The sequence below is a fragment of the Actinocorallia sp. API 0066 genome (assembly GCF_020991275.1).
In the GTDB taxonomy this organism is placed as follows: Bacteria; Actinomycetota; Actinomycetes; order Streptosporangiales; family Streptosporangiaceae; genus Actinocorallia.
Map to the genome: position 1 here is coordinate 197,794 of NZ_JAJLQY010000003.1, position 15,951 is coordinate 213,744.

The 15,951-nt window shown below is 71.9% G+C and carries 13 protein-coding genes; 9 read left to right on the top strand and 4 right to left on the bottom strand.

Translation table 11 applies throughout. The features are described 5' to 3' along the window. The first annotated feature begins 71 nt into the window (after positions 1 to 71). The 3 genes from LO762_RS08725 to LO762_RS08735 are packed head-to-tail and all read left to right on the top strand — an operon-like array spanning position 72 to position 3,087. Positions 72 to 464: a nuclear transport factor 2 family protein gene (locus tag LO762_RS08725; protein ID WP_230613863.1), complete on the top strand. Its 393-nt coding sequence runs from the start codon at positions 72 to 74 to the stop codon at positions 462 to 464. Then, a complete protein-coding gene (locus LO762_RS08730) occupies positions 461 to 1,936 on the top strand; it encodes an NAD(P)/FAD-dependent oxidoreductase (RefSeq protein WP_230613865.1) in 1,476 nt (491 codons plus the stop codon). Before LO762_RS08725 ends, LO762_RS08730 begins: the two co-directional genes overlap by 4 nt. 14 nt (positions 1,937 to 1,950) lie before the next feature. Continuing rightward, positions 1,951 to 3,087: an FAD-binding oxidoreductase gene (locus LO762_RS08735; protein WP_230613867.1), complete on the top strand. Its 1,137-nt coding sequence runs from the start codon at positions 1,951 to 1,953 to the stop codon at positions 3,085 to 3,087. A gap of 232 nt (positions 3,088 to 3,319) precedes the next feature. On the opposite strand, the gene LO762_RS08740 is transcribed toward LO762_RS08735, so the two are convergent. Continuing rightward, positions 3,320 to 5,170, bottom strand: a complete 1,851-nt coding sequence (locus LO762_RS08740; RefSeq protein ID WP_230613869.1) for a S9 family peptidase — start codon at positions 5,168 to 5,170, stop codon at positions 3,320 to 3,322. Between the two features lie 257 nt (positions 5,171 to 5,427). Between LO762_RS08740 and LO762_RS08745 the strand changes: the two genes are divergently transcribed. The 4 genes from LO762_RS08745 (at position 5,428) to LO762_RS08760 (ending at position 9,649) form a co-directional block, all read left to right on the top strand. Then, entirely contained in the window at positions 5,428 to 6,303 is an 876-nt protein-coding gene (locus tag LO762_RS08745) for a LysR family transcriptional regulator (RefSeq protein WP_230613870.1), read from the top strand. A 98-nt stretch (positions 6,304 to 6,401) separates the two neighbouring features. After that, positions 6,402 to 7,892, top strand: a complete 1,491-nt coding sequence (locus LO762_RS08750) for an NAD(P)/FAD-dependent oxidoreductase (protein ID WP_230613871.1) — start codon at positions 6,402 to 6,404, stop codon at positions 7,890 to 7,892. Positions 7,893 to 7,908: 16 nt separating this feature from the next. Continuing rightward, entirely contained in the window at positions 7,909 to 9,021 is a 1,113-nt protein-coding gene (locus LO762_RS08755) for a hypothetical protein (RefSeq protein WP_230613872.1), read from the top strand. 4 nt (positions 9,022 to 9,025) lie between these two features. Further along, positions 9,026 to 9,649 (top strand): TetR/AcrR family transcriptional regulator, encoded by a 624-nt coding sequence (locus tag LO762_RS08760; RefSeq protein ID WP_230613873.1) that lies wholly within the window; start codon positions 9,026 to 9,028, stop codon positions 9,647 to 9,649. Between the two features lie 387 nt (positions 9,650 to 10,036). Here the strand turns inward: LO762_RS08760 and LO762_RS08765 are convergent, their stop codons facing one another. After that, complete coding sequence (locus LO762_RS08765; protein ID WP_230613875.1) at positions 10,037 to 11,269, bottom strand: hypothetical protein; 1,233 nt, start codon at positions 11,267 to 11,269, stop codon at positions 10,037 to 10,039. Between the two features lie 40 nt (positions 11,270 to 11,309). Beyond that, a complete protein-coding gene (locus LO762_RS08770; protein WP_230613877.1) occupies positions 11,310 to 12,014 on the bottom strand; it encodes a class I SAM-dependent methyltransferase in 705 nt (234 codons plus the stop codon). Between the two features lie 309 nt (positions 12,015 to 12,323). Here LO762_RS08770 and LO762_RS08775 point away from each other — a divergent pair, with 309 nt between their 5' ends. Then, entirely contained in the window at positions 12,324 to 13,250 is a 927-nt protein-coding gene (locus tag LO762_RS08775) for a DUF3068 domain-containing protein (protein WP_230613879.1), read from the top strand. Beyond that, positions 13,247 to 14,824, top strand: coding sequence for a substrate-binding domain-containing protein (locus tag LO762_RS08780; protein WP_230613881.1), 1,578 nt, complete (start codon positions 13,247 to 13,249; stop codon positions 14,822 to 14,824). Before LO762_RS08775 ends, LO762_RS08780 begins: the two co-directional genes overlap by 4 nt. Positions 14,825 to 14,851: 27 nt before the next feature. On the opposite strand, the gene LO762_RS08785 is transcribed toward LO762_RS08780, so the two are convergent. Continuing rightward, complete coding sequence (locus LO762_RS08785; RefSeq protein ID WP_230613883.1) at positions 14,852 to 15,949, bottom strand: glycosyltransferase family 4 protein; 1,098 nt, start codon at positions 15,947 to 15,949, stop codon at positions 14,852 to 14,854. Positions 15,950 to 15,951 lie beyond the last annotated feature (2 nt).

A 15,951-nucleotide genomic window follows, 5' to 3' on the forward strand; every position in this document is an offset into this window, starting at 1 on the left:
GTAGACAGCCGCCCGGCCGGGCACGTACCCTCCAATGCACCTAGTCAAAAAATTTAGTAGGAGGACCGCCCATGACCGCGTTCCGCAAGGCCGTCGAGGCCCGCGACGAGGCCGCCATCGAAGCGCTGCTCGCCGAGAACGTCGTGTTCACCAGCCCCGTCGCGTTCAAGCCGTACCCGGGCAAGGCGATCACCGCGGCGATCCTGCGCGGCGTCCTGCGGGTGTTCGAGGACTTCCACTACGTCCGCGAGATCGCCTCCGCCGACGGCCGCGACCACGCGCTCGTCTTCAAGGCGAAGGTCAACGGCAAGGAGGTCAACGGCTGCGACTTCCTGCACTTCGACGAGGACGGGCTGATCGACGACTTCACGGTCATGGTCCGCCCCCTGTCCGCCGCCAACGCCCTCGCCGACGCGATGGCCGCCCAGTTCGAGCGGATCCAGCGCGAGGCGGCGGGCGCGTGAACGACTACGACGCGATCGTCGTCGGCGCGGGCAACGCGGGCCTCACCGCCGCCGCGACGCTGCAGCGGGCCGGGCTGCGCACCCTGCTCGTGGAGCGGCACAACGTGCCCGGCGGCTGCGGCACGTCGTTCCGGCGCGGCAGGTACGAGTTCGAGGTCGCGCTGCACCAGCTGTCCGGCGTCGGTGAGGAGGGGCAGCCGTTCGGGCTGCGCCGCCTGTTCGACGGGCTCGACGTCGAGCTGGAGTTCGTGCGCGAGGACGATCTGTACCGCTCCGTCGTCCCCGGCCGGTTCGACGTCACGCTCCCCGCCGACTGGGCGGGCGCCGCCGACGCGCTGGAGGCCGCCTTCCCCGGCAACCGGAGCGCCGTCGAGCGGTTCTTCCAGCTCGTCAAGGACGTCACGTTCGGGCAGATCGCGGCGATGCGGGGCATGCCGCCCGAACAGCTCGACCCGGTGCTGTTCCGGCAGGCGCTGCGGCCGCTGAAGGACGTGCTGGACGACCATTTCGCCGATCCGGGGATCAAGTTCGTCCTCGGCAACTACTGGGTCTATCTCGGGCAGCCGCCGTCCCGGCTCGCCTTCCAGGACCTGGCGCTGACCCTGTTCGCGTACCTGGAGTTCAAGCCCTGGCACGTGCGCGGCGGCTCCCAGGCGATGTCCAGCGGCCTCCTGGACGCCTTCCTGCGGACGGGCGGCGAGGTCCGCTTCAACACCGCGGTGGAGCAGATCCTCACCCACGGCGGACGTGTCGTCGGCGTCCGGCTCGACGACGGCCAGGAGGTCACGGCGGCGCACGTCGTCTCCAACGCGTCGCTGCCGACCACCTACGGCATGCTCGACGCCGACGCGCCGCTCGCCGCGCGCGCCGACCTCGCCACCCGCAGGGTCGGTGTGTCCGGGTTCGTGCTGCACCTGGGCCTCGACGCCACCCCGGCCGAACTCGGGTTCACCGCGAGCACGAGTTTTGTCAGCGTGGACACCGACGACGACCGTGCGCACGCGTCGTGGCACACGCTCGAACCCGTCCGGGGTATCTGCGTGACGTCCTACGACGTCGCTCCTATCGGCTTCGCCCCGTCGGGCGCCACACACGTCAGCCTTATGTGCCTCCAGTACGCCGACGCGTGGGACAAGGTGGCGCCCCGGGACTACGCGCGCACGAAGTTCGCCTACGCCGAGTCCCTCCTCGACCTGTGCGAGAAGGCGACCCCCGGAATCCGCGACGCGATCGAGGAGGTCGACGTCGCGACACCCCTCACGATGGCCCGTTATCTGGGCCATCCGGGCGGCGCCATCTACGGGTACGACCAGGACCGCACCGAGAACTGGCTGTTCCGCAACAGCGAACGCGAGAGCCATGTGCCCGGCCTCCACCTCGCCGGGTCCTGGGCGGGCATCGGCGGGTTCCAACCGACCCTCGAATCGGGCGCCCGCGTCGCCCGCCGCCTGCTGCGCCGCACGGCCGCCTGACCTCCGGAGACTCCGTGAAACACCCCATAGCCCATCTTTTCGACGGCCATGACGACGTCCAGGCCGAGATCGACGCCCGCGCCGCCGACCCCGCCGACCACCTCGCCGAGACGGCGCGGCTGATCGAGGGCCGCCACCCGAAGCGGCTGGCGCTCACCGTCACCGAGGTGATCGAGGAGACGGCCTCCACCAGGACGTTCCGGCTGCGCCGCCCGGACGGGTCCGACCTGCCGCCGTTCCTGGCGGGCCAGTACGTCGCCGTGTTCACCGACGGGACGAACCGGCCTTATGCGATCTCGTCAAGCCCGTCCCGGTTGGACCGTTATGACCTGACCGTCCGGCGGGTGCCCGGCGGACGGGTCAGCAACCACCTGATCGACACCGTCGCCGTGGGCGACGTCCTCACCACGTCCGGACCGATGGGGACGTTCCACCACAACCCGCTGTTCCACGGCGAGGACGTCGTTTTCCTGGCCGGAGGCAGTGGTGTCGTCCCGGCGATGAGCATGATCCGTGAGATCGCGGACGACAGACTCGGCCGCCGCTTCCATCTGATCTACGGATCCCGGAACGTCGATGACGTGATCTTCCGGGACGAACTGGACGCGCTCGCCGCCGACCACCCCGACCTGCGCGTCGACCACGTCATCGGCGAGCCCGACCCGTCCTGGGCAGGGCCGACCGGGCTGCTCACGTCCGGCATCATCAGCACGCTCGCCGGGCCGCTCGACGGCCGCATGGTCTACGTGTGCGGGCCGCAGGCGCTCTACCCGTACGCGCTCGACCAGCTCACGGCGCTCGGCCACCCCCGCCGCCGGATCCGCTTCGAGGCCAACGGCGCCCCGGCCCGTCCCGAGGCGCAGCCGCACTGGCCGTCGGACGCCGACCCGGCCGAGGAGGTCACGGTGACGTTCCGGGGCCGCTCCTTCCGGACGCCCCGGTCCCGTCCCCTCCTGGACGCGCTGGAGGACCAGGGCGTCCGGCCCGAGGCAGCGTGCCGCTCCGGCGAGTGCAGCCTGTGCCGCGTTCGCGTCCGCAAGGGCGACGTCCACAACGCGCAGGAGGCCCAACTCCGCCTCTCGGACGCCACCTCAGGCCACGTCCACTCCTGCGTCGCCTACCCCCTCACCGACCTAGAACTCGACCTCTGACCCCACACCAGCAAAGAACCAGGGTGGCGCCTCCGTGGAGACGCCACCCTGGTCTCGCCTTGGCCTCACACCCCGGCGAGTCTGTGTGGCTGATGCTCAGCCGTTGAACTCACGCCTCAGGATCCCGCCCGTGGACGTCAGCGGAAGCCCGTCCCGGAGCTCGACAAGGCGAGGATACTTGGAGGCGGCGAGGCACGTCGTCGGGACCCCGGCGAAGTGTGCGACGGCCCCGTCAGACGGTCTCCCGCTCGACGGCCTCCCTCGGGCCGCGCAGCCTCCGCACCGCGAGGACGAGCAGCACCGCCCCGGCGAGCACCGGGAGACCGACGCGGACGAGGCCCGTCGCGCCGCCCCACGCGTCCACCGGGTGCTGGGTGGCGGTGCCCGCGGTGAGGTCCCAGGTGATGAAGACGGCGTTCACGAACGCGCCGGGCAGCACGCTGCCGGTCAGCCGGTAAAAGTACGTGGAGACCAGCGCGACGACGGCGAGCAGAGGCACGAACTGCATCGCGATGATGATCAGCAGCGGCTGCCCCGGGATCGCCAGGGTGCCGCCCGCGAGCAGCGGCAGGTAGTCGGCGACGACGAGGACCGCGATCCCCGTCACCAGGACCCCGACGTTCAGCGCGAGGTCCCGGCGCAGGCTACGTTCCGCGCCCCTGAGCTGGCCGTGCAGGACGACCCCGAGGACGACGAAGAAGAACGTGAACGGCAGCAGGTAGGTCAGGAAGATCCGGAAGTGCAGGGCGTCCATGAGGTGCAGTTGGAGGATCCAGAGCCGGAAGTCCGTCTTGAACGCCCAGTCGGAGAAGGCGAGCAGCAGGTAGAGGCCGCCGGTGACCGTCGCGGCGAAGACGACGGCACGGCCCAGGCCACGGGTGTGCAGCCCGTAGTCGGCGAGGGTCGCCGTCCGGTTCGCCCGGTAGTGCCAGACCAGCAGCAGGACGAGGGAGATGACGGCGTTGCCGACCGCCCAGCCCATGACGCCCGTCGTGATCTCCTGCGGGAACCAGCCGCTCACCGGGAGGAGCGCGGTCGTGCGGTTCTGCAGCCAGAAGTAGGTGACGGCGGGGATCGCCGTGGCGACGGCGGCCGTCGCCCACCAGGCCGGGCCCGGCCTCACGCCGCGCGGGCGCGGGACGCTCCGGCGCAGCGGCGCGAAGTACGGCGTGGCCAGCAGCAGCCTGCCGAACGGGAAGAGGAACAGGACACCGCCGACGAACGCCGCGAAGGTGCCGAGTTCCTTGAGCCACCACGTCTGCCCGGCCGCCGGACGGCCGCCGTCGAGCGTCGCGGCGAACCAGTCGGCGGAGGCCGCGACGACGCGCGGGTCGGCGTGCAGACCGGGGTGGGTGTTGACCGGCCGGAGCAGCTTGCGCGCGGTGCCGTCCGCGACCGACCCGTAGAGCCTGCCCTCCTCGACCGTCTCGGCCGTGCCGAAGAGCGCCTTCATCTTGGCGGAGGCGTTGGCGTCGCCCGGGTCGTCCACGGCGTACATGAGGGGCGAGAACTCCTCCCACGTCCCGTAGATGTTGAGGACGTTGCGCGGCCACGAGGTGTCGGCCTCGGCCGCGAACGGCGCGCCGGGGGACGAACCGACGAGGATCATCGACCGGTAGGCGTCCGGCATGGCCTGCGCGGCGGCCAGGACCGTCCAGCCGCCCATGGAGTGGCCTTCGAGCCCGATGTTGTCCTTGTCGACGATGTCGAGGGAGCGCAGATAGGCGAGGGCGGCCGGGCCGCCGAAACCGTGGGCGAACGCGGGCGGCGCGGAGTTGCCGTGCCCCTGCTGGTCGAGGGCGAGGACGACGTGGCCGCGCCGGGCGAACTCGATGGCGAACGCGTCCTGGGTCTCGCGGGAGTTGATGTAGCCGTGCACGGCGAGGACGCCGGGCGCGGGGTTCGCGGCGCTGACGCCGTCGGGGACATAGAGCAGGCCCGACAGTTGGCGGCCGTCGTCGCCGGTGAAGCGGACGTCCTGGATCTCCGTCCTGCCTCCGCTGGTCTGCGTCCAGGCGGCGAGGCCGCCGCCGAGGAGGACCAGGGAGAGCGCCAGCAGAAGCAGTGCTCTCGTTCTGTTCATGGGGTGGTACCAGCTTTCTTGCGGAGGGCCGCGCGTACGTCGGGCGGGCACCTCACGACATCACCGATCTCTGTTCGACAATGTCGAACATGTGCAGGGTAGACAGATCCGGCGCGCGTGGGAACAGCACGATCCATCGGATGATCAATGGGAGCCATCGGGATTCCGATGACCGGGGTCAAGAGGGCCCGAAAGGTACGAAATAGACTTCCTGGGTGACCGATAGGAGTTCCAATACACCGCTGGATCTTGGGCAGTTGCGAACGTTCCTCGCGGTCTATCGGGCGGGGTCGCTGACGGCGGCGGCACGGTGGGTCGGGTTGTCGCAGCCGACCGTGACGACGCAGCTCAGGGCGCTTGAGGAACGGCTAGGGCGGCAGTTGTTCGAGCGGCTGCCACGCGGCGTCGCGCCGACCGCCGCCGCCGACGACCTGGCGGCCCGACTCGCCGGGCCGATGGACGCACTGGAGGCCGTCGCCGGAGGAGGACCGCCCGAGCAACGCACCCCCGAGCCGCCGGTCCTGCTCGGCGGGCCCGCCGAACTGCTCGCCGCCCTGGTACTGCCCGCGCTCGCCCCGCTCGTGAACCGTGGCGTGCGGCTGCGCGTCACCACCGGACTCGCCGACGACCTCCTCGCCGGACTACGAGCGGGCCGCTTCGACCTCGTCGTCTCCGCGATCCGCCCGCGCGGCCGCACCCTGATCGCCGAACCGCTACTGGACGAGGAGTTCGTACTCGTCGCGGCACCCACCTGGGCCGCCCGGCTGGCTTCCCTCGCCGCAGACGGCCCAACCGCCCTCACAAACGTGCCACTGCTGTCATACGCCGACGACCTGCCCATCCTGCGCCGCTACTGGCGGCACGTCTTCGGCACCCGACTCCTCGCCGATCCCGCCGTAGTCATCCCCGACCTGCGGGCGGTGAAGGCAGCCGCCCTCGCGGGCGCCGGCGTCACCGTCCTACCCCGCTACCTGTGCGCCGCCAACCTCGCCTCCGGCGCACTCCAACTCCTCCTCGACCCCGAGGACCCGCCCATCAACACCGGCTTCCTCGTCCAACGGGCGGGCGCTCCGGCGCTTCCGCACGCAGCGCTCGTCCGCGACCTTCTTCTCGACTCCGCACGATCCTGGTAACCCCGGCCGGAAAGGGCCGTATTGGGACGAAGTCTTGACCTCGTTCGGTCTGGACCATACATTCACTCATTATCTGTATGAATGAAGGTGGTGGCGGGATGCGTGGGCAGAGGGCTGTGGTGTTGGGCGGGAGTGTCGCGGGGTTGTGTGCGGCCGGGGTGTTGGCGCGGCACTTTGACGAGGTTGTTGTGTTGGAGCGGGACCGGCTGCCGCCGGGGGCGGAACACCGCAGGGGGGTGCCGCAGAGCAAGCACCCGCACTTCCTGCTCAACTCCGGGCGGCGTGCGATCGGCGAGATCCTGCCCGGCTTCGAGGAGGCGCTGATCGCGGCGGGCGGGATGCGGCTGATGCCGTCGATGGACGCCGCGTACTGCGAGAACGACGGCTGGGCCCCGCGCAAGGAGGGCTCGATGACGATGGTGTACAGCTCGCGGGTGCTCATCGAACGGGTCCTGCGCGAGAAGGTCCGGGAGCTGCCCGTCATCAAGATCCGCGAGGGCGTGACGGTCACCGGGCTGCGGTCCACCGGAGGCGGCACCGTGAACGGGCGCGTCGAAGGCGTCGAGTACCGCGACGACGACGGTGACCACCACCTGTCCGCCGACCTCATCGTGGACGCCCTGGGCCGGGGCTCGTCCGTCATCGACTGGCTCGTCGGGACGGGCTGGGCGGCGCCCCCCGAGCGGACCCTGGACGCGAAGGTCACCTACACCTCGCGCTGGTACGACCTGCCTCCCGCCGAGAAACGCCCCCCGGCGTGGTGGTGGAAGCACCTCGTCGTCACGCCGACCCAGGACACCGGCGAGCACCCCGAGGAGCACGAGTTCCTCAGCAACTTCTTCCCCATCGAAGGCGACCGCGCGATCGTGTGCATGGGCTCGTGGGGCATCGAGATGCCGCGTAAGGCCGAGGCGTTCGAGGCGGCGGTAGACAAGGTGCGGGCTACGACCTTCGGCACCGCCACCCGGGCCTGCACACCCACGTCCGAGGTGCACCTGACCCGCGCCACCGGCAACAAGTGGCGCCGCTTCGACCTCCTCGACACACCGCCGGTCGGGCTCGTCTGCGTCGGCGACTCGATCTGCGCGTTCAACCCGTTCTACGCGCAGGGCATGAGCTCGGCCGCCCGCTCCGCGCTCATCCTCGACGCCCTGCTGGCCACCCGCGGCGCCGTCGACTCCGCCTTCACGCGGGCCTTCCTGGCCGAGCAGAAGAAGTCGCTGGACGTCCCCTGGATGCTGGCGATGGCCCGCGACCAGGCTTACGGCTTCGCGACCGGCACCGAGACCGTCGCGCCCTGGCGGCGCGCGGTCGCCGCCCGGCTGAGCTGGCCGGTCTTCAACGCCATCAACGCGGCGAGCCGCGAGGACGCCTACGTCGAGCGGACGTTCGCGCAGGTGTTCAACCTGGACAAGTCACTCAGGGAGATGGCGCGGGACCCCCGGTTCTGGTTCGGCATCGCCCGGTACAAGCTGCGCCGGCGGCTCGGCCGGACCGTGGTGCCCGGCGGCTTCGACCAGCGGCACGACCCGCCCGGCACCGACTACACGGCGCTGGCCGCCCGCCGCGCCGCGCTCGTGGACGCCTGAGCCCCCGGAGGCAGCGATGGACTACACCTGTGACGCGGTCGCCGAGCGCCTCGCCGAAGGGCTCGGCTTCTCCTGCGACGACGCAAGCCCGGTCGTCAGCTTCCGCGACCCGTTCGGCCTGGAGAACGGCACCATGGCCGTCCTCGAACTGCTCGTCGTCGCCGGTGCGGTGTTCGCGTTCGCGCACGCCTGGCGACGGTGGCGGCGCGACGGCGACCCGGTGAACCTCACCCTGTGGTTCGCCTCGGTCGGCTACCTCGCGGTGATCGAACCGCCCCTGTACTTCCCCGGATGGTTCGGCCTCACCGAGCACGTCGGGTTCATCTTCTCCCACAACGTGTTCACCGTGCAGTTCATGTACGACAGGCTGCCGCTCTACATCGTCGCGTTCTATCCGGCGCTTTCGCAGCTCGCCTACGAGCTCGTCAGGACGCTCGGTGTCTTCGCGCGGCGCGGGCCGCTGCTGGGTTCTCTGGCCGTCGCGTTCGCCTGCCAGGTGTTCTACGAGATCTTCGACCACCTCGGCCCGCAGCTGAGGTGGTGGGTGTGGAACCCCGACAACACGATGATCAACCAGCCCGCGCTGGGCTCGGTGCCGATGAACAGCATGCTGTTGTTCGCGTCGGTCTCCTTCGGGGCGCTGACGTACCTCGTGGTCCGGCTCACCGGGGGCGGGGAAAGGCGGGTCACCGGCTGGGGGATCGGGTGGCGTGCCCTCGTGGCGGGCGCCGTGACGCCGCTGGCGATGATCGTCGCGGGCGCGCCCAGCGGGGCCTTCCGGGGCGACGGCCAGCTCGGGATCCAGCGGGCGATCCTCGCCGTCGAGCTCGTCGTCGTCTGGGTCGTCGGGCTCTGTCTGCTCGCGGACGCCTGGCGGGCCGGGCGCTCCGAGGCGGCGTCGCCGCTGTTCGCGCGGACCTATCCGGCGGCGTTCCTCGGTGTGCACGTCGCGCTGTGGCTCGGCGCGCTGCCCGCGTACCTCGCGGCGACGGACGGCGTCACCGGGCAGGGCACGCCGACCGGGAGCCTCTGGTACGCCGCGCTGTGCGCCGTCGCCGCCACCGGGTTCGTCGCGGCGGCGCTGCGCGCGACCGGCTCACCGGCCACGGCGGCGCCTGTGCGATCCTAGGATCATGGCGCACCACGGCTGGGGCGGGCGGCCCCCCGCATCGCACGCCGAGGCCCGGCAGCGCATCATCGACGCGACGGCCCGCTGCGTCGACAGGCACGGCGTCGCCAAGACGACGCTCTCCGACGTCGCCAACGAACTCGGCGTCACGCGCCAGACGGTGTACCGCCACTTCGACCGGATCAGCGACATCATCGGCGAGGTGGCCGCCCAGGGCGCCGCCTCGTTCGTGGACCGGCTGGTGGACCACCTCCAGGGCGTCACCGATCCGGCCGAGGCCGTGGTCGAGGGCATGATCTTCTGTGTCCGGACCATCCCGACCGAGCCGCGCCTCAGCCTGCTCCTCCAGCTCGCCGACTCCACCGCCTTCGGCCGTGGCGCGACCACCGCCGACACGATCGCCTACGGCGCCCGCATGCTCCGCCGCTACCCCGTCGACTGGGACGCCGCCGGCCTCACCGACACCGACCTCAACAGCCTCGCCGAGATCATCATGCGCCTCCTCACCTCCTTCCTCCAACACCCCAGCGACCCACCCCCCTCCGACACCCACCTCCGCACCCTCCTCCACCGCTGGCTCTCCCCCGCCCTCCACCTCCCCACCCCGTCCCTCCCCCACCCCTCCTAGCGCCCGCCCACCACCAGACCAACCACCCTCAACCCACCCCAAGGCCGCGCGCAGGCACAACCACGCGGTGCCGGATCCCCGGCCACGGGCGATCAGGCGGCCCCGATCACCACGCCGAACCGATCACCGGTCCGCAACGCGTAAGCACGACCACGCACACGCGGTGTCGGATCCCCGGCCACGAACAATCAGGCGGCCCCGATCACCACGCCGAACCGATCACCGGGCGGCAGCGCGTAAGCACGACCACGCACACGCGGTGTCGGATCCCCGGCCACGGGCGATCGGACGATCGCCGTCCGCACGGCAAGCCGATCGCCGGTCGGCGGCGGGTAGGCAAGACCGTGACCACGGGCGCACAGTGGTGGATCCCCGGTAGCGGGTGGCTCAGTGGGGGTTCGGGGCGGTGGTCAGGCTCGACAGGGCGGTGAGGTAGGCGGTGGCGAAGGAGGTCGCGGCGGGGTGGTCGAAGAGGGGGTGGCGGTAGCGGAAGCAGAGGTGGAGGCGGTTCGCGGTGGTGACGGCGCTGACGGACAGGCCGCGCGGGAGGGCGGCGGGGGCGGAGAACCAGAGGGGCTCGGGGTCGGGGCCGAAGCGGGGCGGATCGGGCGGAAGACCCAGGTTGGAGAGGAGGACGGTGTCGGCCAGGCGTTCGCCGGTGAGGCGGCGCAGGGTGGTCATGACGCGGCGGCGGGTGGCGGAGGGGGCCCAGGGGCCGGTCAGGACGCGGAGCTGCCAGGAGACGGGCGGGCCGACGACCGCCTTGCCAGCGGCCATCTGGGCCGCGACGTCGGCGATCAGGGCGGCGCCGTCGGACGACGGCTCCGCCGACACCGTGGTCAGCCGTGAGCTGTTGCCGAATCCACGCCACCAGTCCGCGCGGGGCCGTGTGTTGACGGGCACGGTGACGCGCACCGCGCCTTCCGCGGCGCCCCTTGCCGCGTTCCAGCGGCGGACCGTCCGCGCCAGCGCCGCGACCATGACGTCGTTGACCGTGCCCGAGGCCGAACGCGGCACCTCCGTCGACACCAGGACGGCACCGCTACCGGGCCGCCCCGGCGTGCCGCCCTCCGGCGCGATGCGGACGGGACGCGGCGCGGACGACGAAGCGGCCTGGGCGGCAGCCGTGCGCGGCACCGCGCGGGCGAGGGCGATCTCCGTGGGCAGGCCCCGGTACACCCGGGTGATCGTGTTCATGAGGTCGAGCGTCGCGATGCCGTCGTAGGCGGCGTGATGGGCGCGCAGCACCACGACGTCCCCGCCGGGCCCGACCGCGTGCGTGACCCGGAACAGCGGCCCCGCCGTCGTCGGCAGCGGAGCCGACAGCAGCCCGTCGCGCAGCCGTGCCAGATCGGCTTCGTCCCGCCAGCCGACCCGTTCCAACGGATCAACGTCGGGCCCGCCGGGATCGACCCAGCGGGGCCGTCTGAGCCAGCCGCTCCCGACGGCGCGGCGCCGGACCAGCGGATGCGCCGCCACCTCCTGGACGGCGTACCTGAGCCGCGCCGCGTCGAGCGGAGCCAGGGGACGGAGCTCGACGTGGACGACGTTGGGCTCCTCCGACGTGTCGAAGACCCGGTTCAGCTCCTCGACGTAGGTGAAGGGAACCGCCCTGCCCACCGTTCCTCCTTACCGGGGGGACGCGCCCCCGTGCCACGGGTCAAAGGCGGACGGCCCGCACCAGGAGGATGCTGGCCAGCGACGGCCTGCGGCAGATCAGCCGGTCCAGCGGCCGCAGCGGGCGCGGCACGTCGTGGTAGGGCGCGCCGGCGATCCGGTCGCAGCGGAAGCCGTTGGCCTCCAGCAGGCCCGTCAGGGCCCGCAGGGTGAACATGCGCAGGTGCCCCACCACCTCCTCGCCCGGACGGCCATGGATCGCGCGGAGGCTCACCTCGGAGAAGACCGGTTGGACGCCGACGGCGAGCAGCGCCCGGTTGAACCAGGCGGCGAGGTTGGGCGTCGAGATCAGGAGGGTGCCGCCGGGCTTCAGGGCCCGGTGGATCTCCTCCAGCGCGGCGTCGGTGTCCACGAGGTGCTCGATCAGCTCGCTCATGAACACGACGTCCACGGACCCGTCCGCGACGGGCAGCGCGTCCGTCCCGGCCCGCACGACGGGGACACCCCGCTCCCGCGCCCGGCGGAGCGCCATCATCGACCAGTCCGTGCCGACCACGGAGTGCCCCGGATGGCGGGCGATCAGCGCGCCGGTGGCCGCGCCGTCGCCGCAGCCGACGTCGAGGACGCGCAGCGGCGGCCCGTCCAGCAGGTCGCGCACCATCGCGAGCTGCCTGTCCGCGCGTTCGGGACCCGACACCACCGTCGCGTCGGGTTCCTCGTAGAAGCCCTGGAGCGAACCGACGGTCATCGGCGCCGCCTCCGCGCGCCGATCCGGACGGCGGTTCCCCGGGCGTCGCGCGCCAGCCTCCGCATGCACATGGGAAGCATCGTCAACGCCCCGGCACCCCCGGGGCAACCATGCCTCCGACAAAACTCTTTGTCCGTTCGACCAGTGCCGGGCGCGGGCCTGATCAAAAAAGGGACCGCCGCAAAATCCCCGGCGGAAATTGTCGGCGCCGACAAGCAACATTGGAGGGCACGCCGTTGGTCTCGCGTGTGAACGTCGTCACTATCTTTCGGATGGATCCATCCCCCCTTTTCCTCCGGAGGTAGCCGCATGCGCAGAACAGTGGGCGTCGTCTTGCTGACCCTGGGATTCGCCGCCCTGTTCCTCGCCCCCCTGCTGCGCTTCCACGTGGCGGACCGGCTTGTTGTCGCGCCCTCGGGTGACACGATCAAGACCACGTTGACGGCCCCCGGATCCACGTACATTGACGGCAAGGGCACCGTGGTGGAGAACGCGTCACTGATCAACACCACGACCTTCAAGGGCTCGCCCGACGACAGCACCGCCGACACCGCCCTCTGGGACGTCTTCAGCGCGGTGGAGGACACCGTGAGCACCGCGGCGGTCACCTACACGTCCGCCCGGATCGTGCTCGACCGCAAGACGGGCGCGCTGAAGGACGGCGGCTCCCACGAGGGAGACACCAGCGCGGTGCAGACCGGACAGAGCCCCCTCTTCCCGATCGGCAAGGTCGAGAAGAAGACCTACGAGGTCTACAACTGGAACGCGAACACCAGCTGGCTCGCCGGCTACCAGGGCGAGGAGACGGTCGAAGGCATCAAGACCTACCGGTTCGCCGGCAAGGTCGCCCCCACCCCCGTCGGCGGGAAGATCGACGTTCCCGGCTCGCTGGTCGGCATGAAGGTCCCCTCGGTCCCCGCCCAGCGGACGTACACCGCGGACATCACCCTGTGGATCGACCCGCGCAGCGGCGCGACCGTCAAGACCCTCCAGCAGGTCCACGTCACCCTCCGCACCGAGGACGGCGTCGACCGGGCGACCGCGCTGCGCGGCGACTTCGAGCACACCGACGCCGCCCGCCGCGAGGCGGCGGCCCGCGCGAACTCCTCGGCGTCGCGCATCCAGCTCATCACGGTCACCGCGCCGCTCGCCGCCCTCTTCGGCGGCGCGCTCCTGGTGGGCCTGGGCGCCTGGGCCACCGGCCGTGACCGCGGTACGCATCGCGCCGACGCGTGACTGAGCAGGGTCCACGCCGCCGCCGCCTGGCCATGGCCGGGGGCGTCGCCCTGCTGCTCGCGCCCGCCCTGTTCGCGATCACCAGGACGCCGCCGTGCTCGACCGACGAGGTCCAGGACGTCGGCGTCTCGGTGGTCGCCGAACTGCTGCCCGCGGTCACCGCGGCGGCCGAGAGGGTCCAGCCGACCCTGGAACCGCGCTGTCTGCGGCTCAGGGTCGGCGAACGGCGTCCCGACGAGATCTCCCGGATCCTGTCCGGGGAGGCGCTGACCGACGTGGAGCGGACGGACGTCTGGATTCCGGACTCCTCGACCTGGCTCGCCCGGCACGGCCTCTCCGGCCTCTCCCTCGCCCGGTCGCCACTGGTGATCTCGCAGCCGGCCGGCACCGCCAAGGCCGACCGGATCCGCACCTGGAAAGAGCTGTTCGACCACGTCGCCGAGGGCGGGAAGGCGCGGCTGCCCGACCCGTTCCGGGAGGCGGCGGGCACGGAACTCCTCGCCGCGGCGCGGACCATGATCGCCGACCCGACCCGGCGGACCGCGTTCGTCCGGGAGATGGGACGGCGGACGGCGGAGACGTCCGCCTCCCTCGACGACACCCTCGCCGTGCTGCCGGAGCGCATGGTGTGGAAGCACAACACCGAAGCGGGCGGACGGAAGATCCGCGCCGCCTATCCGGCCTTCGGCGTCCCGATGCTCGACTACCCCCTCGCGGTGCTCAACGGCGATCCGCGCCGCCGGGCCGCCGCCGAGCTGCTGCGCGCCGAACTCGAAGGCGAGCCGACCCGGCGCGCGCTGCTCGCCGAAGGGTTCCGCACCCCGGAAAGCCACGCCCCGAGCACGTTCACGGCCGACCTCGGAGTGTTCCCGAGCCCGCCGCGGGTGCTCGCGGCGCCGGGCGAGCGGGAGATCACCGCCGACCTCGCCGTCTGGACCCGGGTGAACCGCGGCCTCAGGATGCTGGTCCTCCTCGACGTCTCCAGGTCGATGGGATCCGAGGTGCGGCCGGGGCGAACCGGGCTGTCCCTCCTCGCCGACTTCGCGCGGGCCGGGCTCGAACTCCTGCCCGACGACACCGACGTCGGCATGTGGACCTTCGCGGGCTCGGCCGGGCAACGGCCCTGGGAACAGCTGGTTCCGACCGGCCCCCTGGACGAGCAGCTAGGTGAGACGACACGGCGGGCGCAGCTCAAGCAGCGCTACGACCGGGTGAAACCGCTCCCCCGCCGTGGCTCGGCGCTGTACGAGGCGTTCCTCGCGGGCTTCCGCGACCTGTCGGGCACCTACCGGCCGGACCGGACGAACGTGCTGCTGATCCTCACCGACGGCGTCCGTGGGTCGAGCGGCCTCAGCCTCGCCGAGACGGTCAGGAGGCTCTCCGCGGAGGTGTCCCCCCAGCGTCCGGTCAGGGCGATCGTCGTCGGGGTCGGTGACCGGGTGGACGTCACCGGGCTGCGGAGCCTCGTCGCCCCGCTGGACGGCATGGTCTTCACGGCGGACGAGCCGTCGGACGCCCGGCGGCACCTGATCGAGGCGATCACCAGCGCCCTGCGCCAGGAGCCGACCGGCTGAGATCCCGGACGGCTCCCGGCGGCAGGGTCAGCGGGTGAGCGCCTCGTCGACGACGTCGGCGAACGTGCGGACGGCGCCGTCCCAGGTGAACTCCAGGGCGCGGGTCCTGGCCGCCTCGCCCGCCCGGAGCCGCCGCGCGTCGTCCAGCGCCAGCGAGGCCCAGTGGGAGACGAACTCGCTCTCCGTGCCCGCCAGCAGGCCCGTCTCACCGTGCACGACGGAGTCGCGCAGGCCGGGCACCGAGAAGCCGATCGCGGGGGTGCCACGGACGGCGGCCTCGGCGACCACGATGCCCCACCCCTCCACCGAGGCGGGGTGCAGGAGCAACCACGCCTGCCCGAGCAGCCGCTGCTTCGTCTCCTCGTCCACCCGGCCCGTGAAGACGACGTCAGGGCCCGCGAGGGCCTCCAGGCGGGCCCGCTCCGGGCCGTCGCCGACGATGACGAGCTGGCCGCCCGTGATCGGCCGCACCCGCTCCCACAGCCGCAGGAGCAGGTCGATCCGCTTGTGCGCGGTGAGCCTGCCGAGCGCCACGAACAGCGGGCCGGACGAGCGCGGGTAGCGCTCGGCGGGGGCCTCGACGCCGTTGCGCAGGATCCGGATCCGCTCGCGGTCGACGCCCAGGTCGGCCAGGGCCTGCGCGGTGGACGGGGAGACCGTCAGCACCAGGTTGCGGCGGTGCGCCCACGGCATGACCCGGCGCTCCAGGAAGCTGCCAGCGGCGGCGATGGGCGCGGGGAACTCCAGCGGCCACATCTCGGTGTGCACGTGGTTGACCATGCAGATGGTCGGCTTGTCCGACCACAGGGGCGTCAGGAACGGCATGCCGTTGCAGACCTCGACGACCACGTCGCAGTCGCGCAGCCGCCGCCCGTACACGAGCGGGGCGCGCAGGAACTGGCTGAGCCGCCCGCCGCTGCGCACCACCTGGTACGGCCGGGCCGTGGACGGCCCACCGGCCAGCAGCGACACCCGGTGCCCGCGCTCGACCATCCCGGCGGCCAGCCGGTCGACGAGGACCTCGGAGCCGCCGGCCGCCGGATTGGCGAGATCACGCCAGGCGACGAAGAGCACATGTGCGCCCGTGCGGGTGCTGGTCGCGAGATCAACGGGTGCGGAGAGCATGA

Bases quoted from the DNA above. Each gene is read 5' to 3' on its own strand.
- LO762_RS08740 (WP_230613869.1), bottom strand. From the start codon at position 5,170: ATGAACAGAACGAGAGCACTGCTTCTGCTGGCGCTCTCCCTGGTCCTC.
- LO762_RS08775 (WP_230613879.1), top strand. From the start codon at position 12,324: ATGCGCAGAACAGTGGGCGTCGTCTTGCTGACCCTGGGATTCGCCGCC.
- LO762_RS08725 (WP_230613863.1), top strand. From the start codon at position 72: ATGACCGCGTTCCGCAAGGCCGTCGAGGCCCGCGACGAGGCCGCCATC.
- LO762_RS08755 (WP_230613872.1), top strand. From the start codon at position 7,909: ATGGACTACACCTGTGACGCGGTCGCCGAGCGCCTCGCCGAAGGGCTC.
- LO762_RS08750 (WP_230613871.1), top strand. From the start codon at position 6,402: ATGCGTGGGCAGAGGGCTGTGGTGTTGGGCGGGAGTGTCGCGGGGTTG.
- LO762_RS08770 (WP_230613877.1), bottom strand. From the start codon at position 12,014: ATGACCGTCGGTTCGCTCCAGGGCTTCTACGAGGAACCCGACGCGACG.
- LO762_RS08785 (WP_230613883.1), bottom strand. From the start codon at position 15,949: ATGCTCTCCGCACCCGTTGATCTCGCGACCAGCACCCGCACGGGCGCA.
- LO762_RS08760 (WP_230613873.1), top strand. From the start codon at position 9,026: ATGGCGCACCACGGCTGGGGCGGGCGGCCCCCCGCATCGCACGCCGAG.